The 26559-nt window shown below is 65.7% G+C and carries 29 protein-coding genes; 19 read left to right on the top strand and 10 right to left on the bottom strand.

From position 1 onward, the window contains the following. Window position 1 precedes the first annotated feature (1 nt). From AC1DX2_RS10540 to AC1DX2_RS10530, 3 genes are all read left to right on the top strand, one after another. A complete protein-coding gene (locus AC1DX2_RS10540; RefSeq protein ID WP_477196293.1) occupies window positions 2-910 on the top strand; it encodes an NAD-dependent epimerase/dehydratase family protein in 909 nt (302 codons plus the stop codon). An 8-nt stretch (window positions 911-918) separates the two neighbouring features. Further along, window positions 919-1869 carry a TIGR02285 family protein gene (locus tag AC1DX2_RS10535; RefSeq protein WP_477196292.1) on the top strand — a complete coding sequence of 317 codons (951 nt, stop codon included), beginning with the start codon at window positions 919-921 and terminating at the stop codon, window positions 1867-1869. Window positions 1870-1986: 117 nt separating this feature from the next. Further along, window positions 1987-2757, top strand: coding sequence for a VOC family protein (locus AC1DX2_RS10530; protein ID WP_477196291.1), 771 nt, complete (start codon window positions 1987-1989; stop codon window positions 2755-2757). Window positions 2758-2781: 24 nt separating this feature from the next. On the opposite strand, the gene AC1DX2_RS10525 is transcribed toward AC1DX2_RS10530, so the two are convergent. Beyond that, window positions 2782-3834: a S1C family serine protease gene (locus AC1DX2_RS10525; protein WP_477196290.1), complete on the bottom strand. Its 1053-nt coding sequence runs from the start codon at window positions 3832-3834 to the stop codon at window positions 2782-2784. A gap of 161 nt (window positions 3835-3995) precedes the next feature. Here AC1DX2_RS10525 and AC1DX2_RS10520 point away from each other — a divergent pair, with 161 nt between their 5' ends. Next, window positions 3996-6122, top strand: a complete 2127-nt coding sequence (locus AC1DX2_RS10520; protein ID WP_477196289.1) for a GumC family protein — start codon at window positions 3996-3998, stop codon at window positions 6120-6122. A 19-nt stretch (window positions 6123-6141) separates the two neighbouring features. Here the strand turns inward: AC1DX2_RS10520 and trxC are convergent, their stop codons facing one another. Beyond that, window positions 6142-6591, bottom strand: a complete 450-nt coding sequence (gene trxC, locus AC1DX2_RS10515; RefSeq protein WP_477196288.1) for a thioredoxin TrxC — start codon at window positions 6589-6591, stop codon at window positions 6142-6144. A gap of 209 nt (window positions 6592-6800) precedes the next feature. Here trxC and ahpC point away from each other — a divergent pair, with 209 nt between their 5' ends. From ahpC to AC1DX2_RS10460, 11 genes are all read left to right on the top strand, one after another. Next, on the top strand, window positions 6801-7364 hold the full coding sequence (ahpC, locus tag AC1DX2_RS10510) for an alkyl hydroperoxide reductase subunit C (protein ID WP_477196287.1): 564 nt from the start codon (window positions 6801-6803) through the stop codon (window positions 7362-7364). Window positions 7365-7493: 129 nt separating this feature from the next. Further along, window positions 7494-9095, top strand: a complete 1602-nt coding sequence (gene ahpF, locus AC1DX2_RS10505) for an alkyl hydroperoxide reductase subunit F (protein ID WP_477196286.1) — start codon at window positions 7494-7496, stop codon at window positions 9093-9095. Window positions 9096-9324: 229 nt separating this feature from the next. After that, a complete protein-coding gene (locus AC1DX2_RS10500) occupies window positions 9325-9453 on the top strand; it encodes a hypothetical protein (protein WP_477196285.1) in 129 nt (42 codons plus the stop codon). 56 nt (window positions 9454-9509) lie between these two features. Then, window positions 9510-10217 carry a TerC family protein gene (locus AC1DX2_RS10495; protein ID WP_477196284.1) on the top strand — a complete coding sequence of 236 codons (708 nt, stop codon included), beginning with the start codon at window positions 9510-9512 and terminating at the stop codon, window positions 10215-10217. Between the two features lie 48 nt (window positions 10218-10265). Beyond that, entirely contained in the window at window positions 10266-10718 is a 453-nt protein-coding gene (locus tag AC1DX2_RS10490) for a hypothetical protein (protein WP_477196283.1), read from the top strand. Window positions 10719-10754: 36 nt separating this feature from the next. Next, window positions 10755-11696, top strand: coding sequence for a DUF6910 family protein (locus tag AC1DX2_RS10485; RefSeq protein ID WP_477196282.1), 942 nt, complete (start codon window positions 10755-10757; stop codon window positions 11694-11696). 80 nt (window positions 11697-11776) lie between these two features. Beyond that, complete coding sequence (locus AC1DX2_RS10480) at window positions 11777-12262, top strand: GFA family protein (protein ID WP_477196281.1); 486 nt, start codon at window positions 11777-11779, stop codon at window positions 12260-12262. Window positions 12263-12296: 34 nt separating this feature from the next. Further along, window positions 12297-12656 (top strand): DUF2200 domain-containing protein, encoded by a 360-nt coding sequence (locus tag AC1DX2_RS10475; RefSeq protein ID WP_477196280.1) that lies wholly within the window; start codon window positions 12297-12299, stop codon window positions 12654-12656. Further along, window positions 12649-13023, top strand: coding sequence for a VOC family protein (locus tag AC1DX2_RS10470; protein WP_477196279.1), 375 nt, complete (start codon window positions 12649-12651; stop codon window positions 13021-13023). Before AC1DX2_RS10475 ends, AC1DX2_RS10470 begins: the two co-directional genes overlap by 8 nt. A gap of 3 nt (window positions 13024-13026) precedes the next feature. Further along, the gene (locus AC1DX2_RS10465; protein ID WP_477196278.1) at window positions 13027-13446 is read left to right on the top strand and encodes a hypothetical protein; all 420 of its coding nucleotides are present in this window, start codon (window positions 13027-13029) and stop codon (window positions 13444-13446) included. 21 nt (window positions 13447-13467) lie between these two features. Then, window positions 13468-13968, top strand: coding sequence for a GFA family protein (locus tag AC1DX2_RS10460; protein ID WP_477196277.1), 501 nt, complete (start codon window positions 13468-13470; stop codon window positions 13966-13968). Here the strand turns inward: AC1DX2_RS10460 and AC1DX2_RS10455 are convergent. Further along, entirely contained in the window at window positions 13928-14797 is an 870-nt protein-coding gene (locus tag AC1DX2_RS10455; protein WP_477196276.1) for a LysR family transcriptional regulator, read from the bottom strand. The two genes, AC1DX2_RS10460 and AC1DX2_RS10455, sit on opposite strands and share 41 nt — an antisense overlap. A gap of 113 nt (window positions 14798-14910) precedes the next feature. Between AC1DX2_RS10455 and AC1DX2_RS10450 the strand changes: the two genes are divergently transcribed. Beyond that, on the top strand, window positions 14911-15945 hold the full coding sequence (locus AC1DX2_RS10450; protein WP_477196275.1) for a zinc-dependent alcohol dehydrogenase family protein: 1035 nt from the start codon (window positions 14911-14913) through the stop codon (window positions 15943-15945). A 309-nt stretch (window positions 15946-16254) separates the two neighbouring features. On the opposite strand, the gene AC1DX2_RS10445 is transcribed toward AC1DX2_RS10450, so the two are convergent. Genes AC1DX2_RS10445 through AC1DX2_RS10435 form a run of 3 tightly spaced genes read right to left on the bottom strand, consistent with a single transcriptional unit; the run spans window position 16255 to window position 19889 of the window. Continuing rightward, window positions 16255-16896, bottom strand: coding sequence for an MAE_28990/MAE_18760 family HEPN-like nuclease (locus AC1DX2_RS10445; RefSeq protein WP_477196274.1), 642 nt, complete (start codon window positions 16894-16896; stop codon window positions 16255-16257). 3 nt (window positions 16897-16899) lie between these two features. Continuing rightward, window positions 16900-17997 carry a GmrSD restriction endonuclease domain-containing protein gene (locus tag AC1DX2_RS10440; protein ID WP_477196273.1) on the bottom strand — a complete coding sequence of 366 codons (1098 nt, stop codon included), beginning with the start codon at window positions 17995-17997 and terminating at the stop codon, window positions 16900-16902. A gap of 53 nt (window positions 17998-18050) precedes the next feature. Further along, a complete protein-coding gene (locus AC1DX2_RS10435; RefSeq protein ID WP_477196272.1) occupies window positions 18051-19889 on the bottom strand; it encodes a glutamine--tRNA ligase/YqeY domain fusion protein in 1839 nt (612 codons plus the stop codon). 77 nt (window positions 19890-19966) lie between these two features. Between AC1DX2_RS10435 and AC1DX2_RS10430 the strand changes: the two genes are divergently transcribed. Further along, window positions 19967-20491, top strand: coding sequence for a metal-dependent hydrolase (locus AC1DX2_RS10430; RefSeq protein WP_477196271.1), 525 nt, complete (start codon window positions 19967-19969; stop codon window positions 20489-20491). Between the two features lie 137 nt (window positions 20492-20628). After that, complete coding sequence (locus AC1DX2_RS10425) at window positions 20629-21081, top strand: hypothetical protein (RefSeq protein ID WP_477196270.1); 453 nt, start codon at window positions 20629-20631, stop codon at window positions 21079-21081. Window positions 21082-21099: 18 nt separating this feature from the next. Here the strand turns inward: AC1DX2_RS10425 and AC1DX2_RS10420 are convergent, their stop codons facing one another. Continuing rightward, window positions 21100-22011, bottom strand: a complete 912-nt coding sequence (locus AC1DX2_RS10420; protein ID WP_477196269.1) for a LysR family transcriptional regulator — start codon at window positions 22009-22011, stop codon at window positions 21100-21102. A 135-nt stretch (window positions 22012-22146) separates the two neighbouring features. Here AC1DX2_RS10420 and AC1DX2_RS10415 point away from each other — a divergent pair, with 135 nt between their 5' ends. After that, a complete protein-coding gene (locus tag AC1DX2_RS10415) occupies window positions 22147-23160 on the top strand; it encodes a zinc-binding alcohol dehydrogenase family protein (protein ID WP_477196268.1) in 1014 nt (337 codons plus the stop codon). Between the two features lie 37 nt (window positions 23161-23197). Here AC1DX2_RS10415 and eutC read toward each other — a convergent pair whose 3' ends face one another. The 3 genes from eutC to AC1DX2_RS10400 all read right to left on the bottom strand — a co-directional run bounded on the left by eutC (window position 23198) and on the right by AC1DX2_RS10400 (window position 26398). Continuing rightward, window positions 23198-24010, bottom strand: a complete 813-nt coding sequence (gene eutC / locus AC1DX2_RS10410; RefSeq protein WP_477196267.1) for an ethanolamine ammonia-lyase subunit EutC — start codon at window positions 24008-24010, stop codon at window positions 23198-23200. Beyond that, entirely contained in the window at window positions 24007-25419 is a 1413-nt protein-coding gene (locus tag AC1DX2_RS10405) for an ethanolamine ammonia-lyase subunit EutB (RefSeq protein ID WP_477196266.1), read from the bottom strand. Before AC1DX2_RS10405 ends, eutC begins: the two co-directional genes overlap by 4 nt. 61 nt (window positions 25420-25480) lie before the next feature. Further along, window positions 25481-26398, bottom strand: coding sequence for a DUF3667 domain-containing protein (locus AC1DX2_RS10400; protein ID WP_477196265.1), 918 nt, complete (start codon window positions 26396-26398; stop codon window positions 25481-25483). Between the last annotated feature and the right edge of the window lie 161 nt (window positions 26399-26559).

The raw sequence follows: 26559 nt of genomic DNA, 5'->3' as shown, positions 1-26559 counted from the left end.
TTTGCCCGGAAACCAGAGCCCCCTTGGCGCGCTGCCCAAGCGCTTTCGCCGCCCGCGCCTGCTGATCGTCGGCTGTGGCGACGTGGGCCTGCGCGTGGCGCGCCAGGCCAGCCCGGGTGTGCGCCTGCTGGCACTGACGTCTTCCCCCGACAAGGTGACTGCCCTGCGCGCGGCCGGCATCACGCCGCTGCGGGGCAACCTGGACCAGCCCACCAGCCTGCGCCGCCTGGCTGGCCTGGCCACTCGGGTGCTGCACCTGGCGCCGCCGCCGGGTGAGGGGGAGGGCGATCCGCGCACATTGGCGCTGCTGCGCGCGCTGCGCTTGCGCACGCCACCCCAGGCGCTGGCCTATGCCTCCACCAGCGGCGTGTATGGCGACCAGCAGGGCGATTGGGTGGACGAAACCCGCCCGCTGCGCGCCGCCACCGCACGCGCACGCCGCCGTGTACATGCCGAAGCTGCCGTGCGCTTTTTCGGCCGCTCTGGCGTGCGCGCCAGCATCCTGCGCGTGCCCGGCATCTATGCGCCCGACCGGGCGGGTGGCACGCCCATTGAGCGGCTGAAGAAAGGCACGCCGGTGCTGGCCGCTGGCGACGACGTCTACACCAACCACATCCATGCCGATGACCTGGCCCGCGCCTGCCTGGCCGCGCTGTGGCGCGGCGCCGCCCAGCGCGTGTACAACGCCAACGACGACACGGTGCTGAAGATGGGTGACTACTTTGACCTGGCGGCCGGCCTGTATGGCCTGCCACGACCGCCGCGCATCAGCCGTGTGGAGGCGCAAGCGCAGTTGCCCGCCAGCCTGCTGAGCTTCATGAGCGAGTCGCGCCGCATGGCCAATGGCCGGCTGAAGCGCGAGCTCAGGGTACGCCTGGCTTACCCTGCGGTGGCAGAAGGTTTAGCATAGTGTGGCTCATGAGCCAGCTCAACTGCACCCGTATCCGCACCTGGCCAAGTGCCCTGGCTGTGCTGGCTGCCGTGGCGCTGGCGTGTGCGCCTGTGGGGGCCCAGCCGGTGCAAGGCGGGCAGGCGCCAGCAGCCGTTTCCGCCGCCGCGCCTGAACGCCAGATAACCTGGGCCGTCAAGGACTGGCCACCGGTGATGATCCTGAACAACGGACTCACCCCCACCACCAGCGCCCAGCTGGGCCGTGGCTGGGTGGACCGCATGCTGGCCGAGATCATCGCCCGCATGCCGCAATACCGCCACAGCTTCCAGCTGATGAACCGCCAGCGCATCCTGGGGGCCATGCAAGGCGGCCAGCCGGTGTGCGACCCCTCCACGTTGAAGACGGCAGAGCGCGAGCAGTGGGCCGTCTTCACCCCGGCGATGCCGATACCACCGGTGTCGCTGGTGCTGCGCGCGCAGAGCAAGGCCGCCATCACCCGCGGCGCGCCCATGGTGTCGCTGGACGAGCTGGCACTGCGCAAGGAGGTGTCCGGCCGCTTCGAGGCCAAGCGCAGCTATGGCACCGCGCTGGACCAGATCCTGCTGCGCGAGGGCGACAACCTCAGCGCCGAGGTGGTGTCGCGCCCCGGCCAGCTCACCAGCCTGGTGGCCAAGGGCCGCTACGACTACACGCTGGAGTACCCGATGGTGGTGGAATACCTGCAGCAACAGGAGCCATCGTCCACCCCCCTGGACACCGTGCCGCTGAAAGAGGCCCAGCAGTGGACTGTCAACTTCGTCGGCTGCACCCGGGGCGCCTGGGGCGACGCGGTGATACGCGACGTCGACGCTGCCATCCGCGCCGCCGCCAGCGCGCGCGAGTACCGCGAGGCGCTGCACCCCTGGCTGCCAGCCGCCTACCTGCAGAAAAACCGTGCGCGCATGACCGAGTTTTTTGACGAACGCGCGCGGCGTTGAGCGGCCCAAACGGCCGTCATCAAAGCTTCATCGCGCGCCGCTTGCGCTGCTCCTTGGGCGCGCGCATACTGGCCGCCCCATTTCGTTGGTTTTCATCGCTTAACAAGGAGCACCGCCATGGCCTTCGTCACCGCACACCCGCCCGGCGCCTTTTGCTGGGTCGAGCTGGCCACCCCCAACCATCCGGCTTCCAAGGCCTTCTACGGCCAGCTCTTCGGCTGGGAAGCCAATGACATGGACATGGGCCCCAATGGCATCTACACCATCTTCAAGCTGAAAGGCCAGGACGTGGCCGCCGCCTACACGCTGAACGCCGAGCAGATGCCCGGCGTGCCGCCGCACTGGGGCCTGTACGTGGCCAGCGCCAACGTGGACGCCACCGCCAAGCGCTGCGCCGAGCTGGGCGGCCAGGTGGTGATGCAACCCTTTGACGTGCCTGACGCCGGCCGCATGACGGTGATGCAAGACCCCACCGGCGGCACCATCAGCGCCTGGCAGCCGAACAAGAACGCCGGCGTGGGCGTGCACAACGAGCACGGCGCCTTGTGCTGGGGCCAGATCAACAGCAGCGACACCGCCAAGGCGCAGGCCTTCTACACGCAGCTGTTCGGCTGGGGCGCCAAGACCAGTGGCGAAGGCCCGCAGGCCTACACCGAATGGCAGCTGGGCGACACATCCATTGGCGGCATGATGGCGCTGCCCCCCGGCGCGCCCATGCCCTCGCACTGGTTGGCCTACTTCTGGGTGGACGATTGCGATGGCGTGGCCAGCCAGGCCGCAGCGCTGGGCGCCACCGTTTGCGTGCCGCCCACCGACATTCCCGGTACCGGGCGCTTTGCCGTGCTGAGCGATCCGCAGGGCGTGTTCTTCGCCATCTACAAGGGCTAGGCAGGGCGCCAGCGCGCCCCGGGGCTAGATGCCCTCCGGCCGCTTCAGGTAGGTGGCGCGGTCCACCGCTGGCAGCAGCAGTGTCTTCACCTCGCCGCCCAGGGCACGCACGGTCAGGCGTATGGGCGAGCGGTCGGCATGCGCCCACAGCTTCTTGTAGAAGGCCTCCAGTGTGCTCACCGGGGTGCCGTCCACCGCCAGGATGATGTCGCCCAGGCCCACGCCGCCCTGGCCGGCCGGCGTGTCCTCGGCCACCCGCACCACCTGCACGCGCCCGCGCAGCTCGGCCGAGGTCAGGCCCAGCCAGGGCCGGGCGCTGGCGCGGCTGCTGCCGGTGCGCTGCAGCTCGGCCAGCACCGGCTTGAGCAGGTCCACCGGCACATACATGTTGCCCGGCAGCAGGCCGTCGCGGCCCAGCGTGTCACGCACGAACAGGCTGCCTATGCCCACCAGCTCGCCGTCATGGTTGAACAGTGCTGCACCCGAGTGGTTGGCAATGGCGGGGATGGTGAAGATGGCCGTGTCCAGGTGGTATTCCCAACTGCCGGAAAACGCCCGCTTGCTGATCAGCCGCAGCGGCGTGATCTCGGCCGGCGTGCCATCGCTCTGGCCGGCCGTCACCACCACCAGCTGCTGCCCTTCCAGCACCGGTTTGCTGGGCCCCAGCTTGACCGGCTGCAGGCCGGCCATGGGCAACAGCGAGCGCACCAGGCCGAAGCCGGTGGCCGGGTCGTAGGCCACCACGCGCGCCGGCAGGCTTTTGCCGTCGGCGGTGGCGATCACCACCGTCTCGGCCTCCACCATCAGGTAACCAATGGTCAGAACCAGGCCGTTGGCATCGATCAGCACGCCCGAGCCGGTGCGCCGCTCGCCCAGCGTCTCGGCGGTGCGCGCGCCCTCTATGGCCTGCACCTCCAGGCCCACCACGGCGGCGCTGGCGCGCGACAGCGCCTGCACGGCAGCCGGCGGCAACTCATCCAGACCAGGCGCTGCGGACACGCTGGTCGACGCCAGCCACAGCGCCGCCATGCCCAGGGCGCGTAAGGGTTGCCGCAACAAATGCCAAAAAGCGTTCATGGGCGTGGGCCGTGAAGGCCGTGGAGGAGGGTTTGAAACAGTGTAGCGGTCCCCCAGGTTTGTTGCAGCAACTGCGTGCACGCTGGGGTCTATCGGCCTTCTCACGCCGTTAACGGGGGCGGTTTATAGTTGCGCCATAACAGCCTCAGGGAATCACCCAAGTGCGCCAAGACACGCTCCATTCCGTCTACCCGCCGGGCCTTGGCCCCGCGCCCGAGAGCGGCGCGCCGCCGGCCTCGCGCAGCCGCGCCATGCGCCGGCGCATCCAGGTGTTTGTGGCGGTGTTCGGCGGCTGCCTGTTGCTCAGCCAGGGTTACAACTTCACACGCACGGCCATCTACCAGGCCAATGCGCGGGTGGAGATCACCCCCGCTGCCCAGGTGGTGGCCACGCCGCTGCCGTCCGCGCCGGTGGTGGTGTCGGGCAGTGGCTCGGTGCGCACGCCGGGCACCGGCGTCAGCACCGCCACCGTGGGCGCCGGCACGCCGGCCTTCCTGGCCGAGGTGCAGCTGCTCAGCAGCCGGCCGCTGCTGGAAAAGGCGGTCAAAAGCCTGCAGCAGCAAGGCAAGTTCACCCCCGCTGCGGTGGATGGCGACGCGGTGCTGGCCGCGCAGGCCATGCTGAGCGTGACGCCGCTGGAGGGCACGCAGATCGTGCAGTTGCAGGCCCAGGGTGCGGACGCCGCGCTCACCGCTCAGTTGCTCAACGCGCTGCTGACCGCTTATGCCGATCAGCTGGCCAGCAGCGGCGACGCCAGCGCGCAGACCGGGCTGGACAACGCGCGCAGCGAGGTCAAGGTGATCGAGGCCAAGGTGGCCGACAAGCGCCGCGCCATGGAAGCCTTCAAGCAGAAGGCCGACATCGTCTCCGGTGAGCGCGACGAGAACGAATCGCTGGCCCGCGTGAAAGGCCTGAACACCTCGCTGGCCGCCGCCACCGAGCGCGAGGCGCTGGCCGCCGGCAAGGTGCGGTCACTGGAGCAGGCCGCCACAGAAGGTCGGCGTGGCCCCAGCGCCAAGGACAACCCCACCGTGGCCGGCATGGAAGCGCGGTTGTCGCAAATGCGCGAGGACTGGCGCGGGCTGGAGCGCCAGTTCACCCCGCAGTACCTGGACATGGACGCCAACGCCCGCGCGCTGAAAACCCGCATCACCAACCTGGAGCAGCAGCTGGAAGCTGAGCGGCTCAAAGGCAACCAATCCGCACTGGCCGATGCCCGCGAAGAGCTGGCCAGCGCCCAGGCCACCAGCCAGCGGCTGCGCCAGCAGCTGTCGGAGGGTCGCCAGGGCGTGCAAGTCTTCAGCCGCCGCTTTGGCGACTTCCAGGGCCTGCAGACCGAGCTGAGCGGCCTGGAGCAGATGCAACAGGCTGCGCGCCAGAAGCTGCTGGCGCTGGAGGCCGGCGAGGCCGGCCGCAAGCCGCGCCTGCAGGTGCTGGAGCCGGCTGTCACGCCGCAGTCGCCTGCCTATCCGCTGTACTGGCGTGACGCCGGCATTGGCCTGGTTGCCTCCGTGTTGCTGGGCTTCCTGGCGGTGTGGTTTGTGGAATTTTTCAACCGCAGCGAGCCGGCCGCCCAGCCGCAGCAACCGGCACCCACCGTCATCGTGCAGCAGCCCTGGATGGCTGTGCCGGGGCAGGGCGGCATGGCGCAATTGGGTGGCGGGCCGGGTGCTCCCATGGGGGTGCTGGAGCATGCGCCCGGCCATGGCGCCGGCGGGCTGGGCACCCCGATGCTGCTCGCCGCCGGCCTGCCGCGCGAGCTCAGCGATGCCGAAGTGGCGCTGTTGCTGAGCCACGCCGCACCACCCAGCGTGCCCATTCTCGCCTGCCTGCTGTGCGGTCTGAGCGCCACCGAGCTGGCGGCCTTGCAGATTGGCCATGTGGACGGTGCTGCCGGCGTGCTGCAGGTGCCCGGCGATTCACCGCGCGCTGTGCCGCTGCCCGCGCCGCTGCGCGGCTTGCCGGCGCCGCAGCCAATCGAGAGTCCAGAGACGCCGCTGTTCAGCAAGCCTGGTGGTCGCGCGCTGGACGCCGACGACGTGGCCAGCACCGTCACCTCCAGCGCCTACGACGCCGGGCTGGACCAGCCCCAAACCGTCACCCCTGAGGCGCTGCGCCACACCTACATTGCCTTCCTGGTGCGCCAGGGCCTGCGCTTTGGTGAGCTGGGCGCGCTGGTGGGCCGGCTGAATGCCGACGCCATCAACGCGCTGGCGCCACTGGCCCCCCCGGGGCCGCGTGTGGGGCTGGATGGGGTGGAAAAGCTGCTGCCGGCGCTGCGGGGCTGAGAGCGGGTCTGCCTGCCGGTCAGCGCGGCAGGTTTCCGCGCGCCCAACGCACGATGTCCGCCGTGCCCATGGCGCCGGGTTGCCGCGCCACCTCACGCCCGCCCACAAACAGCGCCAGCGTGGGGATGCTGCGGATGTTGAAGCGCGCGCCCAGCTCAGGCAGCGCCTCGGTGTCCACCTTGGCCAGGCGCATCTGTGGCTCCAGCTGCGTGGCGGCCTGCGCGTAGGCCGGCGCCATCATCCGGCAGGGGCCGCACCAGGGGGCCCAGAAGTCCACCAGCACCGGGATGTGGCTGCGGCCCACGTGCTTGTCAAACGCCGCCACGCTGTCCAGCGCCAGCGGCTGGCCGGTGAACAGCTCGCCCTTGCACTGGCCGCAGGTGGGCGCGCTGCCCAATTGCTCCGCGCGCACCCGGTTGGTGGTGTGGCAGTGGGGGCAGACGATGTGCAGGGCTTCGGCGGTGGTCATGCCTGTTAGCTAAGGGCCCCCTGCCCAAATGCAAGCTTTGAGCCCGCCACCGCGTGACAGTACGGTGGCAGAGGGCAAGGCATTGGCAATGACGCTCATTGACACAACCTATTGGCTGGGCGCTGTGCGATTGCAACAATCGCCTATAATTAATGTCAATGACAAAAGTCATTCGATAGTTTTTATCAACCAGCGCAAAGGAAGCAACCATGTCTCTGATCAACACCCAAGTCCAACCCTTCAAGGCCCAGGCTTTCCACAACGGCAAGTTCGTCCAGGTGTCCAACGAGACGCTGAAGGGCGAGTGGTCCGTGCTGATTTTCATGCCCGCCGCCTTCACCTTCAACTGCCCGACCGAAGTGGAAGACGCCGCCGACAACTACGCCGAATTCCAGAAGGCCGGTGCCGAGGTCTACATCGTCACCACCGACACGCATTTCGCCCACAAGGTGTGGCACGAAACCTCGCCCGCCGTGGGCAAGGCCAAGTTCCCGCTGATCGGCGACCCCACGCACCAGCTGACCCGCGCCTTTGGCGTGCACATTGAAGAAGAAGGCCTGGCGCTGCGCGGCACCTTCATCATCAACCCCGAAGGCGTGATCAAGACCGCCGAAGTGCACGACAACGCCATCGCCCGTGACGTCAAGGAAACCGTCCGCAAGCTGAAGGCCGCCCAGTTCGTGGCCAACAACCCCGGCCAGGTGTGCCCGGCCAAGTGGAACGAAGGCGCCAAGACGCTGACCCCGTCGCTGGACCTGGTTGGCAAGATCTAAGCGATCACCCTCCAGCAGTTTCGCTGCTGGAGAGGGTGTATTCCTCCAACCGGATGCGCCCTCTCTGGCAGAGGCATTGCCCTCCACAGAATCTCCACTCCACCGCTAACCAAGCGAAAGGAACGCACCATGCTCGACGCCGCCCTGAAGACGCAACTGCAGGCCTACCTGCAAAACCTGCGGACCCCCATTCGCCTGATCGCCACGCTGGACGCCAGCGACAAGAGCGCCGAGCTGCGCGCGCTGCTGCAAGACATCGCCAGCCTGTCCGACAAGGTCACGTTCAGCGAAGACGGCACCGCCAAGCGCAAGCCCTCTTTCATCATCGCCAAAGAAGGCCAGACCACTGGGGTGAGCTTCGCCGCCATCCCGCTGGGCCACGAGTTCACCTCGCTGGTGCTGGCACTGCTGTGGACCGGCGGCCACCCGCCCAAGGTGGAGGCTGAGGTGCTGGAGCAGATCAAGTCGCTGCCCGGCCCGCTGAACTTCGAAGTCTTCATGTCCCTGTCGTGCCACAACTGCCCGGACGTGGTGCAGGCCGCCACGCTGATGGCCGTGTACAACCCCGGCATCACCACCACCGTGCTGGACGGCGCCATGAACGTGGCTGAAGCCGAAGCGCGCCAGGTGATGGCCGTGCCCATGGTGTTCGTCAACGACGCGCTGTTCGGCTCCGGCCGCATGACGCTGGAAGAGATCGTCGCCAAGCTGGACACCAACTCCGCCGCCCGCGAAGCCGCCAAGCTGAGCGACAAGGAACCGTATGACGTGCTCATCGTCGGTGGTGGCCCGGCCGGCGCCGCCGCTGCCGTGTACGCCGCCCGCAAGGGCATCCGCGTGGGCGTGGCCGCCGAGCGCTTTGGCGGCCAGGTGAACGACACCATGGCGATCGAGAACTACATCTCGGTGCTGGAGACCGATGGCCCCAAGTTCGCCGCCGCGCTGGAGGCGCAAGTGCGCCACTACGAGGTGGACATCATGAACCTGCAGCGCGCCGACAAGCTGGTGCCCGCCAGCACCCCCGGCGGCCTGACCGAAGTGCACATGGCCAATGGTGGCGTTTTGCGCGCCAAGAGCGTCATCCTCAGCACCGGCGCACGGTGGCGCAACATCAACGTGCCCGGCGAAGCCGAGTACAAGAACAAGGGCGTGGCTTATTGCCCGCACTGCGACGGCCCGCTGTTCAAGGGCAAGCGCGTGGCGGTGATTGGCGGCGGCAACTCGGGCGTGGAAGCCGCCATCGACCTGGCCGGCGTGGTGCAGCACGTGGCGCTGGTGGAGTTTGCCGATGCGCTGAAGGCCGACGCCGTGCTGGTGAGCAAGCTCAAGAGCCTGCCCAACGTCACCATCCACACCAATGCGCAGACGACCGAGGTGACCGGCGACGGCCAGCGCGTCAACGGCCTGAGCTACAAGGACCGCGCCACCGGCGAGGCCAAGCATGTGGCGCTGGAAGGCGTGTTCGTGCAGATCGGCCTGGTGCCCAACACCGAGTTCCTGAAGGGCACGCTGGAGCTGAGCAAGTTCGGCGAGATCGTGGTGGACGCCAAGTGCCACACCAATGTGCCGGGCGTGTTCGCCGCCGGTGATGTGACGACCGTGCCCTACAAACAGATCGTCATCGCCGCGGGCGAGGGCGCCACGGCTGCGCTGAGTGCGTTTGACTACCTGATCCGCCTGCCGGTGGCGGCAGCGCCTGCTGTGAAGGCCGAGGAAGCCGTCGCGGCCTGACCAACCAGCCAACCGGGGCGCCGCCGCGCCCCGGTTGGACAAAAAGGCCCGCAAGTGGTCTAATACGGGCACGAAGGGGAGTAGCTCCCGCCCGTTGCAGCACAGGGAGGCGCCAGGCACTGACACACGTACAGGGCCGGCACCGTTGCAACAGGCATCAGCAAGTCGTCAATACGAAGCATGCAGACAAAGATGCTTCCGGCTTGTTGGGCACATACCGCATGACACCATGCCGAGCAAGACCTTCGATTGGAACCCGCACCGGGTTCGGTCGAAGCACGCATGGAGTCTTGCCTTCTCACCAGCAGGCAAACTCACCCACACCACCCGCGCGGTGATGCACATGCGCCTGCGTTGACCGTTCCCGTTGCCGGATTTTCGAATCGACGGTAACCCGGAAGGACAGTCAACGTTATGGAATTTCTATCCGCACCCTGGTGGTCAGCCCTGCTGGCCATCATCCTCATCGACCTCGTGCTGGCTGGCGACAACGCCATCGTCATCGCGCTGGCCGCACGCAATTTACCCAAACACCTGCAGAAGAAGGCCATCATCTGGGGCACCGTGGGCGCCATCGCCGTGCGCTCGGTGATGACGCTGGCCGTCGTCTGGCTGCTGCAAATCCCCGGCCTGATGCTACTGGGCGGCCTGGGCCTGCTGTGGATCGCATGGAAGCTGCTGGCCGACCAGGGCGGCGGCGAGCACGACGGCCCCGTGGCCAGCACCTTCTGGGGCGCCATGAAAACCATCGTGGTGGCCGACGCGCTGATGGGCATCGACAACGTGCTGGGCGTGGCCGGTGCCGCGCACGGTGCGTTTGACCTGGTCGTCATCGGCCTGCTGGTCAGCGTGCCCATCGTGGTGTTTGGCAGCACGCTGGTGCTCAAGCTGGTGGAGCGCTTCCCCATCATCATCAAGCTGGGCGCCGCCGTGCTGGCCTACACCGGCGCGCACATGATCATCGCCGAGCCGCTGCTGGACGCCGTGTTTGACCCGCCCGAGGCCATCCACGCCGCAGCCCGCTGGGGCACTTATGCGCTGGCCATCGTGGGCGTGCTGGCTGCCGGCTGGTGGAGCACCCGCCGCCAGACGCACGCACCTGACCACACCCGCGAAGCCTGACCCGTTCGTTCCCTTTCATCTTTCAACAAGACAAGCAAGGAGCACAGCATGGACAAGATCATCGTGTACCTGGACGACGCCGCCTACGCGCATCAGCAACTGGCGCCCATGTTGGCCGCCGGTGGCCCCACGCACTGGATCCTGGTGGCCTGCGCGCCGCGCCTGACGCAGCACGTCAGCAAGTGGGTCAGCCACTCGGCACGCGAGAGCTGGCGCGCCAAATGGTCTGGCGAGCTGTTCGGCCAGCTGGTGCCGGGGCTGGAGCAGCGCGGCCACACCGTCACCTCGGTGGTGGCCGCCAAGAAAACGCCGCTGCTGGCGCAGACGCAGCAACTGCTGTTGCAACACGGCGGCGCCCGCGTGCTGGACGCCCGCCGGCCCAAGCTGGGCCAGGAGCAGCAACCGGTGGTGGCCGGCCAGCCCATGGCCACGGACCAGCGCTGGGTGGTGCCGGGAGCGGCCGCAGGGCTGGCAGCGGCGCTGCTGCTGGCGGCCGATTAACGGTTGATCAGCCAGCCGGCTGTGCCATGATGGGGAATGCTCAGCCCCATCCCCTTGCGCGACCTGCTGGTTGACCCGGCGCTGCACCCGCTGGGCCACCCGCACCTGAGTGCGGCCAGTGGCCTGGTGCGCGTGCAGGACAAGCTGTATGTGGTGGCAGACGATGAACTGCACCTGGGCGTGCTGGACGACATCCAGGCGCCGCCCGCCGCCGGCGAAGCGCCACCACCCTCGGTGCGCCTGGTGCGCGTGGTTGGCGGCAAGCTGCCGCACGATAGCGCCAAGCGCAAGCAACAAAAACCCGACCTCGAATCCCTGGCCCTGCTGCCGCCCATGGCTGGCTGCCCTTATGGCGCGCTGCTGGCGTTTGGCTCCGGCTCGCGCCCCAACCGCGAGGCCGGCGTGCTGGTGCTGCTGGACGCCCATGGCAACACCACCGAACGCATCGCCCAGATTGACCTGGCCCCGCTGTATGCGCCGCTGCACGCGCGCTTTGCCGACCTGAACATCGAAGGCGCCTTCATCGCCAGTGGTGAGTTGCGCCTGCTGCAGCGTGGCAACAAGGGTGAGGCGCGCAACGCCTGCATCAGCTTCGACTGGAACCACGTGGCGCCCTGGCTTCTGGGCCAGCGCCCCGCGCCGCCCGCCATCAAGGCGGTGCAGACCATCGCGCTGGGCGAGGTGGATGGCGTGCCGCTGGGGCTGACCGACGGCGCGGCGCTGAGCGGCGGCGCCTGGGTCTTCAGCGCCGTGGCGGAAGATACCGACAACAGCTATGCGGACGGCGCCTGCGCAGGCTCTGCCGTGGGCATTGTGGAAGCCGATGGACAGCTGCGGCTGATGCACCAGCTGGCAGGCGCGCCCAAGGTGGAAGGCGTGGCCGTGCGCGTGCTGGAGGGTGGCGCGCTGGAATTGACGATGGTGACGGATGGGGACGACCCGGCCGTGGCCGGCAAGGTGCTGAGCATCCGCATGTAGCAGCCGCCTTGTAAGATCATGCATCGACAAATCAGGCATCGCATGGCACCGTACCCGCGGCACTTCCACAGGAGACCCACGTGAGCACGCAACGTGAGGGCGGTTGCCTGTGCGGCGCCGTGCGCTTTCGCGCCCTGGGTGAGCCCCTGCGCACCTTGCAATGCCACTGCAGGTTCTGCCAGCGGGTGACGGGGTCAACGTCTTACGCAGAGTCCATGTACCCGGTGGACGCGGTGCAGTTCTCGGGTGAACCCATGGCGCGCTACGCGCACACTTCGGAAGGCAGCGCCAAGCAGGTGCATGTGCACTTCTGCCCCAAATGCGGCAGCACGCTCACGCTGACGTTTGAGCGCTGGCCCGAATACCGGGGCATCTCGCGCGGCGCTTTCGACGACCCGAACTCCGTGGAGATCAGCTCACACATCTGGACCAGCTCTGCGCAGACCGGCGTGGTGCTGCCCGCCGGCACAGACTGCTTCCAGTTTGCCCGCGCCGATCTGGCTGACGCGCCGCAGACCCCTGCGCGCTTCGACACACCCCAGATGGCGCGCACGCCTGCGGCGTGAAGCCGGGTCATCAACCGAGGAGGGAGCCAACACCATGTCTGAGCACCGCATTTTTGCCATGGCCTTCGCCAAGGTGTACCCGTTGTATGTGCAAAAGGTGGAACGCAAAGGCCGCACCAAGGCGGAGGTGGACGAAGTCATCCGCTGGCTGACCGGCTACACCCAGGCGGGGCTGGACAAGCAGATCGCGCAGCAGAACGACTTCAAAACCTTCTTCGCCCAAGCGCCGGCCATGAACCCCAACACGTCGCTGATCAAGGGCCTGGTGTGCGGCGTGCGCGTGGAAGAGGTTGCCGACCCGCTGATGCAGAAAATACGCTACATGGACAAGCTGGTGGACGAGCTTGCCAAGGGAAAAGCCATGCACAAAATTCTACGGAGTACCGATGTTTGACCACGTGAAATTCGGCGTCAGCAACTTTGAGGCCAGCAAGGCCTTCTACCTGAAGGCGCTGGCGCCGCTGAACCCCAAGGAAGTCTCATGGGGCGCGCAAGGCGTCGAGATTGTGGACCCCAAAACCAAGTCGTCGCTGTGCCTGTTTCAGACCGACCAGAAACCGGCGCACCTGCACATCGCCTTCATCGCCGACAACCGCCAGCAGGTGCATGACTTCTACCGCCTGGCGCTGGAGGCGGGCGCCAAAAACAATGGCCCGCCTGGCTTGCGCCCGCAGTACCACGCCAACTACTACGCGGCCTTTGTCATCGACCCGGACGGCCACAACATCGAAATGGTCTGCAGCAAACCTGAAGAGGCTTGAACCATGAGCGTGAAAGACCAGATCCAGGGCTACATCGCCAGCCTGCCCGAAGCCAAGCAGGCCGATATGCAGACGCTGCACAGTGCCATCCTGAAGGCGATGCCCAAGTGCCAGCTGTGGTTTCTGGATGGCAAGAACGAGCAAGGCAAGGTCGTTTCCAACCCCAACATCGGCTATGGCCTGCGCGTCATCGAGTACGCGGATGGTAAGAGCCGCGAGTTCTACCAGGTGGGCCTGAGCGGCAACACCACTGGTATCTCGGTCTACGTCATGGGCATTGAGAACAAGAAGTACCTGCCCGACACCTATGGCAAGACGCTGGGCAAGGCCAGCGTCACCGGCTATTGCATCAAGTTCAAGGCGCTGAAAGACATCAACCTGGAGGTGCTTCTGGCGGCCGTCAAGGACGGGGCGAGCCGGTGAAGGACAAGGAGACAGTCCACCATGTCGCCACCCTACCTGGGCCACTGCCTGTGCGGACGCATCAGGTTTCAGCTGACGCGTGAGCCGCTGACGCTCTATGCCTGCCATTGCACCGACTGCCAGCGCCACTCCGGCGGCGCGCTGCGGCTGTCCATGTGGGTGCATCGCGACGCGCTGGAGGTGCTGCAGGGCAGTCCGCAGCTGGTGACGTCCATTGCCAACGACGAGCGGCCGCGCGTGAACCAGGTCTGCCCGGACTGCCAGGTTCGCCTGTGGGCGGAGCCGGTGCACCGGCCCACGCTGGCCATCCTGCGGCCCGGTCTGCTGCTGCAGGCGAAGGCTTTCACGCCCATCGCCCACCAGTTTGTGCGCAGCGCGCTGCCGTGGTTTGTGTTTCCGCCAGGTGTGGCGCGGTATGAAACCACGCCGGATGACCCTACCGAGTTGGTCCGGCTGTGGCAGAGCGCCGCATCCAGGCCGCTCACTGCCCCGGGTCTGCCGCCCCCAACGCCTGAGCCGTGAACTCCAGCAGGCGGCGCAGCCGCAGCAGCCGCCGCAAATCCGGGTGGTAGCCCACCCACACCTCGCGCGGCGGCGGCGCCTCTCCTAAATCAGCGCGCACCAGTCCGGGCGCCTTGTCGCCCAGCTGCGTGGGCAGCACGGCCCAGCCGCGGCCGGCCACGCATAAAGCGGTCTGCACGCCCCGGTTGTTGCTGCGCATGGCAACATGCGCGTGCGGCAGCAGGCGCTGCAGCCAGCGCACGTCGGGCATGCTGGCGAAGGCGGTGTCCATGGTCACCAGCGGCGTGCCGCTGCCGTCACCGGCAACGGGCTTGGCCAACTGCCGCGCGCCATACAGCGCGTAGCGGACGGTGCAGATGCGCCGCTGCACCACGTCGGCCTCGTCAAACGGGCGGATGCGAAACACCAGGTCCGCCTCGCGCCGCGCCAGGCTCAGCAGCCGCTGCTCGGTGATCAGCTCAATGCACACCTGCGGGTGCTGCTCTTGAAAGCGCGCAAAGATGGGCGCCAGCACGTTCAGCCCAAACCAGTCGGACGACGACACGCGCAGCAGCCCTTCCAGCTGCTGCTGTTGCCCCAGCAGCGTGCGCTGAAAGGCCAGCGCTTCTTCCTCCATGCGCTCGGCATGGGCCAGCACGGCGGCACCCTCGTCACTGAGCACAAAGCCGCTTTTTGAGCCGCGCTGGAAGAGCGCCACGCCCAACTGCTCCTCAAACGCCCGCAGCCGCCGCCCCATGGTGGGCTGCGTCTGCCCCAGCGCCCGAGCCGCACCACCCAGCGACTGGGCCCGCGCCACGGCCAGGAATACCTTGATGTCGTCCCAATCCATAGGTTGATCATACAAAAATGCATGAAGTACGTGCATGAAATGTAGTTTTCATGCGATTAGGTTTGGATCACAGTGAGGCCATCGCTTACTTCACCCGCCCCAGGAGCCTCACCATGACCGTCCGCACCACCCCCAGCACCCAGCTGCCCACCACCATGCGCGCCCTGTCCGCCCCCGCTGCCGGGGCCGATTTCGAGCTGGTGCACCTGCCCGTGCCCACCCCCGCCGCCGGCCAGGTGCTGGTGAAGATCGCCGCCAGCGGCGTCAACCCGTTGGACACCAAAATCCGCGCCGGCAAAGCCGCGCACGCCCAGCAGCCGCTGCCCGCCGGGCTGGGCATGGACCTGGCCGGCACCGTGGTGGCCGTGGGCGAAGGTGTCACCGACTTCCAGCCCGGCGACGAGGTCTATGGCATGGCCGGTGGCATAGGCGGCCTGCAAGGCACACTGGCCGAATACATCGCGGCCGACGCGCGGTTGATCGCGCTGAAGCCGCGCAACTTGAGCATGCGCGAGGCTGCCGCACTGCCGCTGGCCGCCATCACCGCGTGGGAAGGTCTGGTGGACCAGGCCAAGGTGGCTGCCGGCGACACCGTGCTGGTGCACGGCGGTGCCGGTGGCGTGGGGCACGTTGTCGTGCAGCTGGCCCGTGCCTTCGGCGCCCAGGTGTTCACCACCGTGAGCCGCGAGCAGTTTGACACGGTGAAGGCCTACGGCGCTACCCCTATCGACTACCGCGCCAGCACCGTGGCGCAGTACGTGGCCGAGCACACGGCCGGCGGCAAGGGCTTTGACATCGTTTATGACACCGTGGGCGGCGCCACGCTGGACGCGTCCTTCACCGCCGCACGCAAATACGGCGGCCATGTGGTCAGCGTGCTGGGCTGGGGCACGCACAGCCTGGCGCCGCTGTCCTTCCGCGCGGCGACTTATTCAGGGGTGTTCACGCTGATGCCCATGCTGACGGGGGAGGGGCAGGAACGGCATGGGCGGATTTTGCAGGAGGTGGCTGGGCTGGTGGAGGCGGGGAAGATCACGCCCCGTGTGGATGTGCATCGGTTCGGTCTGGATGCGGGCTCTACTATGGAGGCACATCAGCTTGTTGAAGCTGGTCAGGCGGTTGGCAAGGTCGTGGTCGACGTCACTTGACTTGGTGGGCGAGCGCACCGGTCGTCCGTAGCCGGACTGCCTTCGGACCTCGCGCAGATGATGTGTGTTGCGCGCCCGGCTGGCTGGCGCGACCACCGGGGTTTGGACGCGTGACTCTGTAGCATGCGCGAATGCCTGCGGCAACCCGGCTACAGCCACCCGGCGCGCCTACGGGGCTGAATGGTCAGCGATCCAAGAACTCGACAACCCTGCTTGTGTATCCAGATCGCGCTTGCATCTCGTAGCAGTAACAATTGCCCTGGCTCAAACCGGATGTATCGATTTTCATCAAAGCGATTTGCGATGCGGTTAGGAAGTTTTGAACTGATCCAAAGTAACGATATTTTCCAAATCGTTTTTGTACATACGAATTAGGGCGTCGACACGATCTACCAGGGCATGAAAATTGTCTGCACTTAAGTCCAAAAACTCACCGTGAGCAATTTTGTTCCGAGAGTGGACAATAGATGCATCTATGTATGGGTAGTACAGCTGATATTTTGCTGTATCGATTCCGACCGATTTTGCAATTTGATCAAAGACTTCAGATGAAAGATTTGATTCAGTGTCGACAAAATTCTTGTGCCGAATGTTTGCCTTTTCATTCCCCGCATCTCGAACGTAACATGCCGCATCAACGGCACTGGCAAGACGTGAGCTCTGAGTTAGTTGTGCAATGTATGTTTTGACGGAGTGAGCAAAATAAATATCCGACAAATCCTTATTCGTCAAATTCTGCTGACTGACAAAATTGAGTAGTAGTTCAGTCCCGGATTTTACAAACCCTTCCCAGTGTGCATATGCGAGTGGTACTCCGGCACGCAGCAGGACTTTCTGAAAAATCAAATTTGAAGTTCTGGTTTGCAGTCTGTAGTCTAATAATTCCTTAACACGCCAAGAGAATTCATCTCTTAAGGCATGCGTGAAATGACTTGCTGTGCGAAGTTTCATCGCTTAAATGTGAAACCACTCTTTCGCGAAAGGCAGCAATTTTTCAACTCTAGTAGAACCTCGGGTACCGGCTTTAGTTGTATCAACGAACTTGGGGCTGGCCCATATGTCTCGTGCTTTTGCTAGCACCAAAGGATGCTTTTCCGGGGGCTCCAAGGCATCGACGTTCATCGAAATGCCGTGTGAAATAGCTTCAAAGGCTGCGATTGAAAACCCACCCGTATAACCACCACCTGCATAACGTCGGAAAGCGTCACTGCCAAGCAATGTCTTAATGAGGACAAAAGTTCTTTGGAATACGCTTTTTTCAGCGTGTACATCAAAGGCGTCATCTTGCGATAGATCGATCAGCGTCTCATCTAACCATTCGTGAACGTCAATTCCCGGTTGATAGGGTTTATATCGATAGGCGACAAATCGTAAAACAAGCTCAACGTGCTTTTGCTCCTCCGTTGCACGCTCAGTTAGGCTAATCGTATCTCTGAAGTCCTGGCTATTTGCCATGCCCAGCAGCTCAGCAAAAAAAACTGGATTCAGCATGGTTGCGACACAGTTCCGCGCTTCTTGAGGCGATAACTCAGTGCCTCCTGAGTTCAGTCTCTGAAAGAGTTCATACTTAGCGCGCACATCACTTTCGCGCTTCAGAATTTCAACTCTGATTCGAACACGTTCGATATCCAGTCTGACCGACAATGGTAAATCTTCGATGCCGGGTTCCTCGGTTTCCCAGACAATTTCATTTAGAGATGGAACCAATTTGGTTCCTGAAGGGATGAAGCCTGGTTCGAATTCTTCGCTTTCCGGTTTCCTCAACACTCCAGCAAATTGAAAGATCGTGGACAGCCGTTGTAGCCCATCAATCAACTCCCATTTCCCGTGCTCGTCGGTGAAAACGAATATTGGGGGTATCGGTATTCCGAGAATCAATGATTCAATAAATCTAGTCTTTCGGGATTCATCCCAGCGGAAATTTCGCTGGTAAACCGGATTGATGGTCAGCTCTTTTTTCTCGTAAATGCGAATAAGTTCGCCGATGGACATATCAAATCCATCTTTAACAATTTTTTGCCGGGCCGCAGTGATTTCTTCTTTTATCGCCATACATCCTCCCAGTACAGAGTCGAGTGCTGAGTCTCGATTGTCTTGTTAACGATTTACTTCCCCCACGAATCCTTCAACCCCACCGCCAAATTAAACACAGCCTTACCGTCCTTGCCGTGATCCTTCCGGTCCGCCACAAAGTACCCATGCCGCTCAAACTGGAACTTGTCGTCAGCCTTGGCGTTGACCATTGACGGCTCCAGCACCGCCTGCGTCACGCGCAGGCTGTTGGGGTTCAGGCTGGCCAGGTAGTCTTTGCCGCCAGCATCGGGGTGGGGGTCGGTGAACAGGCGGTCATACATGCGCACTTCGGCGGGGATGCCGTCGGCCGCAGCCACCCAGGTGATGACGCCTTTCACCTTCACGGCGTCGCTGCCGGGGGTGCCGCTCTTGGTGTCGGGCACCAGCGCAGCCTGCACTTCGGTGATGTTGCCGGCGGCGTCCTTGGTGCAGCCCAGGCATTCGATGACGTGGCCATACTTCAGGCGCACCTTGTTGCCGGGGAACAGGCGGAAGAAGCCCTTGGGCGGCGTCTCTTCAAAGTCGGTGCGCTCTATCCAGATGTCCTTGCCGATCTTGAAATCGCGCTTGCCCATTTCGGGGTGGTGCGGGTGCACCGGGGCGCTGCAGGGGTCCAGCAGCAGGCCGCTGCTGTCTTCCTTCATCGCCATGGGGCTGATCAGTGCTTCGTCCCAGTTGGTGATGACCAGCTTCAGCGGGTCCAGCACCGCCATGGCACGGGGGGCGATGTGGTCCAGCGTTTCGCGCAGGCAGCCCTCCAGCGTGCTGTAGTCGATCCAACTGTCGCTCTTGGTCACGCCAATGCGTTCGGCAAACAGCTGGATCGCTTCGGGCGTGTAGCCGCGGCGGCGCAGGCCCACGATGGTGGGCATGCGCGGGTCGTCCCAGCCGTTGACCTTGCCCTCGTTCACCAGCGCGGCCAGCTTGCGCTTGCTGGTCACCACATAGGTCAGGTTCAGGCGGGCAAATTCATATTGGCGCGGCGGCGGGCTGGTCAGCAGGCCGCCTTCGATCAGCTGGGCCAGCAGCCAGTCGTACCAGGGGCGCTGGTCTTCAAATTCCAGCGTGCAGATGCTGTGGGTGATCTGCTCCAGCGCGTCCTCAATCGGGTGCGCGTAGGCATACATGGGGTAGATGCACCACTTGGTGCCGGTCAGGTGGTGCTCGGCGTGACGTATGCGGTAGATGGCGGGGTCGCGCAGGTTGATGTTGGGCGCGGCCATGTCGATCTTGGCGCGCAGCACCATGCTGCCGTCCGGGTGCTTGCCGTCGCGCATCTCGCGCAGCAGCGCAATGCTCTCGGCGGCGGGGCGGTCGCGCCAGGGGCTGTTGGTGCCGGGCTTGCCGAAGTCGCCCCGGTTGGCGCGGATTTCGTCCGCACTTTGCTGGTCCACATAGGCGTGGCCGGATTCGATCAAATATTCCGCCGCGCGGTACATGAAGTCGAAATATTCACTGGCGTGGTACAGGTGGTCGGTGCCGTTGGCCTCCCAGCCATAGCCCAGCCAGTGGATGGCGTCCAGGATGCCGTTGACGAACTCCATGTCCTCCTTCTCGGGGTTGGTGTCGTCAAAGCGCATGTGGCACACGCCGCCGTAGTCGCGCGCCAGGCCAAAGTTCAGGCAGATGCTCTTGGCGTGGCCCACGTGCAGGTAGCCGTTGGGCTCGGGCGGGAAGCGCAGGCGCACCTTGGCCGGGTCCAGCGGGCCGGCGGCCTGGTGGGCACCGTCGCCGGGGCTGCCGGCCCAGCGGCGCTGGGCATAGGTGCCGTTGGCCAGGTCGCTCTCGATGATCTGGCGCAGGAAGTTGCTGGCAGGCTTGGCGGCGGCGTTGCCGGACGAATCTTTGTTGTCGGTGGGCGAGGAACTCATATCCCTTGATTTTAGGCGGCAGCGCAGGCGGCACCCGGATTGCGGGGCATCCCGGTTAGCATGGCGGCTCTAAACCCATGCCCACCGTCTTCTCGCACATCGCTGTTCCGCTGGCCATTGGCCTGGGCCTGGGGCCTAAAGTGATACCGCGCCGGCTGCTGTTCACCGGCATGGTGGCCAGCGTGCTGCCGGATGCGGACGTGGCCATCATGCAGTTGGTGGACTATGCGGATGCGCTGGGCCATCGGGGTTTCAGCCATTCGCTGGCGTTTGCCGCTTTTTTGGGCATATTGGCGGCCTGCTGCGCGCGGCGCTGGCTGGGGGCTGGGCCGTGGCTGGCCTTTGGCTTTGTGGCGCTGGGGGCGGCTTCGCACGGGCTGCTGGACATGTTCACCAACGGCGGCAGGGGTGTGGCGCTGTTCTGGCCGTTCACGGATGAGCGGTTTTTCTTCCCTGACCGGCCCATTGCCGTGTCGCCCATAGGCCTGAAAAAACTGCTGACGCAGCGCGGCGTGACCGTGGCGCTGTCTGAGCTGGTGTGGGTCTGGCTGCCGGCCTGCGTGGTGATTGCCGGGCTGCGCTTGCTGAGGCGCGTGCGCTAGCCCCAAAAGCCCCAAAACCCCCCAAACGGGGTTACGTCTTGCAACGGACTTCACTCAAACCCTGCCAGCCCGGTAACGTTTTGGCGCGTTAATAGGGCACGGGGCTTCGCTTTGCAGGCCCTGATAAGGAGCAAGTCATGACATCATCAAGCAAGAAGAGCCTGGTCCGCAACCTGGCCATCAGCGCCGGCGCCATGGCGTTGGCCGCAGTGGGCACCTTGGGCCTGGCGGGCAGCGCCCAGGCGCAGCAGGTGGCGTGGTCGGTGGGCATCAACTCGCCGGGGGTGAGCGTGGGCTTCACCAATGCCGCGCCGGTGCGCTATTACCAGCCGCGCTACTACGCCGCCCCGCGCGTGGTGTACAGCACGCCCGCGCCGGTGTATTACACGCAGCCGGCGCCGGTGTACTACAACGAAGCGGCCCCGGTGTATTACGAAACGGCTTATGCCCCCAGCGTGGTCTACCCGGCCAGCTACTACGTCGGCTGGCGCCAGGGCTACGTGCGCTACAACAACCGTTGGGTGCACCCCAGCTACGTGCGCGGCAACAGCTATGGCCACGGCAACGGGCACGGCAACGGCCACCGTTGAGCGCCTACCGAGCAGCAGTTAGCTGACCCCCGGCAACGGCGCCAGCGGCTCCAGCCGGGCGCGCAGGTAGCTCAGCAGCGCCCGTGCCCGCAGCGTGGTGCCATGCCGGTGGGTGTAGACCACGTTCAGCGGGTATTCGGGGCCGCTCCACTGCGGCAGCAACCGCACCAGGCGGCCGGCGTGCAAGTCGTCGCGCACGTCCAGGCCGCTTTTCAGCGCAATGCCCAAGCCGGCCACCGCCCATTCGCGCACCACGCTGCCGTCGTTGGCGGTGCGGTCACCGCGCACTTTCACGTCCACGGTTTCGCCTTCACGGCTCAACGGCCAGGTGTTGAAGGTGCCTTTGCGGATCTGGTACAGCACACAGTTGTGGCGCGCCAGGTCTTTTGGGCTTTGCGGTGCACCGTGGCGCTTCAGATAGGCGGGCGAGGCGACGACGATGGGCCGGTTGTCAATCAGCTTTTGTGACACCAGGCTAGAGTCGCTGAGCCTCCCGTAGCGGAAGGCCAGGTCCACCGGCTCGCGCACCAGGTCCACCACGTCGTCGGAAAACAGCAGGCTCAACGTCACCTCGGGGTGCTCCTGCTGAAAGGCGGTCAGCCACGGCAGCAGCACAAAGCGGCCCAGGTCGCACGAGGCAGAGATGCGGATGTTGCCGCGTATCACCCGCTCGCCGGCGCTGATCATGGCCTCGCCCTCGTCCAGCAGCGCCAGCGCGTTGCGCGCGTAGTCCAGAAAGATGTCGCCCTCGGGCGTGGGCCGCATGCTGCGGGTGGAGCGCACGAACAGGCGGTGCTTCAGCCGTGCTTCCAGCCGTTTCAGCCCGGCGCTGGCCACGGCTGGCGACAGGCCCAGGTCGCGCGCCGCCTGCGACAGGTTGCCGGCCTCGGCGGCGCGCACGAACAGCTGCAGGTCGGCGGTGTTGTACATGGCTGAGATTAATTATCAAAAAAATATTGAAATTCATTCAATCTTAAAGCCATTTATCAAATGAATGACTGGCCTCAAACTTCGCCCCATGCCGGCACGGTGCCGGCGCAACATCAGCCCTAAGGAGTTTGAAACATGAAAGCCATCGCCGCCATCCAGGCCCTGCCCGTCAGCCACCCCGAGGCGTTGATCGACATCACGCTGGACAAGCCCGTGCCCGCCGGCCGCGACATCCTGGTGGCGGTGCAGGCCATTGCCGTCAACCCGGTGGACACCAAGGTGCGTGCCCGCCTGTCGGCCACGCCGGCCGCGCCGCGCGTGCTGGGCTGGGACGCCGCCGGTGTGGTGGAGGCGGTGGGGCCTGACGTGACGGCCTTCAAGCCGGGCGACAAGGTGTATTACGCCGGCGACATCACCCGCCCCGGCACCAATGCACAGTTTCAGCTGGTGGACGAGCGCATCGTTGGTCGCATGCCGGCCACGCTGTCGTTCGAGCAGGCCGCCGCGCTGCCGCTGACGGCCATCACGGCTTGGGAATCGCTGTTTGACCGCATGGGGGTGCCCAAGACCGGTGGCCAGGGCCAGACGGTGCTGCTGGTGGGTGGTGCGGGTGGCGTGGGTTCCATCGCCATCCAGCTGGCGGCCAAGGTGGCGGGGCTGACGGTGCTGGCCACCGCGTCACGGCCGGATTCGGTCAAGTGGGCCAGGGACCTGGGCGCGCACCATGTGATCAACCACTTCGAGGACATGCCGGCGCAGTTGCAGGCGTTGGGCATCAAGGAGGTGGACTACGTGCTGATCCTCAGCAACACCGACCAGCATTTCGCCGCCGCAGCAGCCATGGTCAAGCCCCAGGGCGTGGTGGGCATCATCAACGACACCGAGGCGCCGCTGGACGTCAACAAGCTCAAGGGCAAGAGCGCCAAGCTGGTGTGGGAGATGATGTTCACCCGCGCCATGTTCCAGACGCCGGACATGGCCGAGCAGGGCAAGCTGCTGAACGAGGTGGCCGCGCTGGTGGACGCCGGCACCGTGCGCACCACGCTGAACCGCGTGCTCACCCCCATCAACGCCACCACGCTGCGCGAAGCCCATGCGGCGCTGGAGCAGGGTGGGGTGGTGGGCAAGATTGTGCTGAGCGGATTTTGAGGGCCGGCCCTGGTTGCACCCGGCCAGCTCTGCGGCGCTAACCGGGCAGCTGGCCCTGCCCGCCAAGGGCGGCTGACTCGTCCTTCAAGTCCACACCGCTGAGCTGCAGGCTGCGGGCGCGCGCCAGCAGGTAGTGCAGCTTGGCGGCTGCCGCTTCCACCTGCAGCCCGGTTGGCCGCACGTTGGAAATGCAATTGCGCTGCGCGTCGGTCAGGCCTACGCGGGGCGCCCACGACAGATACAGCCCGAGGCTGTCCGGCGAACTCAAACCCGGGCGCTCGCCAATCAGCACCACCACGCAGCGCGCTTGCAGCGCCTGGCTCACCTCGTCACCCACCGCCACGCGGCCCTGCTGCACCAGTGCGATGGGGGCGATGCGCCAGGGCTGGTCTGCGTCAGCGCGCAGGCGCCCCAGCACGGCGGCCAGCAGCGGTGCGGCGTTCTGGTGGATGGCCAGGGCTGACAGGCCGTCGGCGACGGCGAAGGCGAGGTCAAATGGTTCACCGGCAGGGGTTTGCGCCATCCGGTCTTGCAAGGCTTGGCGCGAGGCTGCGTTCAACTGCCGCCCCAGGTCCGGCCGCTGCAAATAGGTGTTGCGGTCTGGAGCCGCGCTGTGCAGTGTCAACACCTCCAGGCCACTGGCCTCCTTCAGCGCCTGCGCCATGCCCAAGGTATCCAGCGGCAGGTGCACGGCGTCGCGCGCCTGGGCGTGGGCCAGCTGAAAGTCCAGATGTGCGGCGGTGGGCAGGCTGTGGCCGGCGCGGCCCAGTGCGATGCGGGCGTCGGTGAAGCGGCGCAAACTGTCCCAGGGGGCGGGGGTGACCAGCGGCTTAGCGGGGGGTTGCGTCATGACGACTCCAGCCGGCGCAAGCTGTTGGCAAACGCGGCCTCGGGCTGTGCGGTCAGGCGTGGCTGCTCACCAGGCTCGAACACGCCCATGCGCTGCAGCCAGGCCTCGAACTCGGGGGCCGGGCGCAAGCCCAGGATCTGCCGCATGGCCAGCGCGTCGTGGAACGAGGTGCTCTGGTAGTTCAGCATGATGTCGTCCGCCCCAGGCACGCCCATGATGAAGTTGCAGCCGGCCGCAGCCAGCAGCGTCAGCAGCGCGTCCATGTCGTCCGAGTCGGCTTCGGCGTGGTTGGTGTAGCAGACGTCGCAGCCCATGGGCAGGCCCAGCAGCTTGCCGCAGAAGTGGTCTTCCAGCCCGGCGCGCAATATCTGTTTGCCGTTGTACAGGTACTCGGGGCCGATGAAGCCGACCACGGTGTTGACCAGCAGCGGCTTGTAGGCCCTGGCCACCGCGTAGGCGCGGGCCTCCAGCGTTTGCTGGTCGCAGCCGTGGTGCGCGTTGGCTGACAGCGCGCTGCCCTGGCCGGTTTCGAAGTACATCACGTGGTCGCCCATCTGCCCATCTTCAAAGCGCGCGCCGCGTTGCAAAGCGAGCGCCGCTGCGCGGGCCTGGCCCAGCAGCGCCAGGTCGATGCCAAAAGCCGCGTTGGCGGCCTGCGTGCCGGCGACGGACTGGAACACCAGGTCCACCGGCGCGCCGCGCTCCATCGCCTGCAGCGTGTTGGTCACGTGCGTCAGCAGGCAGCTCTGGGTGGGGATGCCGTGGCCGGTGATCAGCTCGTCCAGCATCTGCAGCAGGCGCACCACCTGGGGCACGTTGTCGCTGGCGGGGTTGATGCCGATGACGGCGTCGCCGCTGCCATGCAGCAGGCCGTCCAGCAGGCTGGCGGCAATGCCACGGGCGTCGTCGATGGGGTGGTTGGGCTGCAGCCGGGTGGCCAGCCTCCCCTGCAGGCCCAGCGTGTTGCGAAAGCGGGTGACGACCTGGCATTTGCGGGCGATCAGCACCAGGTCTTGCAGCCGGCACAGCTTGCTGACGGCGGCCACCATCTCGGGCGTCAGGCCCGGGGCCAGCGCCTGCAGCGCGGCGGTGCTGGCCTGGTCGCCCAGCAGCCAGTTGCGGAAGTCGCCCACCGTCAGGTGCGCCACAGGGGCGAAGGCGGTGGCGTCGTGGCGGTCGATGATGAGGCGGGTGACTTCATCCATCTCATACGGCACCACGGCTTCGGTCAGGAAGCTGCGCAGCGGCAGCTCGGCCAGCGCCATCTGCGCCGCCACACGTTCTTGCGCGCTGTCGGCGGCCACACCGGCCAGCTGGTCGCCCGAGCGCAGCGGGCTGGCGCGCGCCAACAGCGTGCGCAGGTCGGCAAACTGGTAGCTGTGGGAGCCGAGTGTGTGGGTGTAACCCATGGGGCCATTGTGCATGCGCGCCCTGGCGCGTGCATGTCAGCCCTGCAACGCGCTCAACCAATCAACTGATCAGCGCCCAGATCAGCAGCGCCCACAGCACTGCCAGCACCATCACGCCGTGCAACAGGCTGATGGTCAGGCCGCGCAGCAGGTTCTTCCACACTGGCCCGCCAAACACCTTGTGCAGCGCGATCAGCGGGTAAACGAAGGTGCCGGCAAAGGCGACCACTTTCATCGGCCCCCACGGCACCTGGCCCAGCGCCAGCATCAGGAACGAGAAGGCATGGATATTGAGCGCCAGCACCAGGTGCTCGGTGTAGTAGCGGCCGCGCCGCCAGTACAGCAGCTTGGTCAAGACGGCGAACATGGGCAACAAGATGAACATGGCTTGGCCGAAGTGGTCCGACGCACGGTCCAGCACGCCCAGCAGCCAGTGCATGGCCACGGCCGGGTCGCCCTGCATGCGCTTGTGGATGGGCTCGCAGATCCACTGCGGCAGGTTGCAGCTGAACTGGCCCTTTTCGATCGTGACCTGCCCCAGCGGCCCCATGCCGACGATGTTGAAATGGTCGCCCTTGATGAAGGACTGCGTGATGCGTGCCTCCACCTTGGGGTCCACGGTGGTGGAGCCGGTCAACTTCATCAGCACCAGTGCCAGCACGCTGATGGTCAGGTACAGCCGCAGCGGCAGCACGTAGTGCTTGCGCCGGCCCCGCCAGTATTCCAGTGTCAGCTGGCCTGGCCGCGTCAGCAGCAGGCGCAGGCTGCGCCACAGTGCGCCCTCGGTGGAGATATAGGCGCCGGCAAACTGCTGGCCGAACTCCCCCAATGTGGGCGGGCGCACATGGGCCTCTTGCCCGCAGTGGGGGCAGAAGCGGGCGCCAGGGGGCGTCAGCGGCTGGGCGCAGTTGAGGCAACTGGCCGGAGCGGGTGTTTCCGCGGACAGGGCGGCTGGCAGTGCGGCGGCGGTGTCGGTCATGGCCGGTGGGTGGGCGGGGTCCTGAGGCCGCATTAAGCCACAGTCAGCGCCTGCGCCCAGGCCGCCGGCGGCTGCATTTCGCGCCGGCTGGCCGCATCTGGCGCCGCCGCGCCTCATTTCGTCTCAGCGCGGCTGCACCGCAGGGGCTGCTTTCTTAAGCT

The sequence above is a fragment of the Hylemonella sp. P2_B10 genome, assembly GCF_056404875.1.
This window is presented reverse-complemented; position numbering and strand designations above follow the sequence as displayed.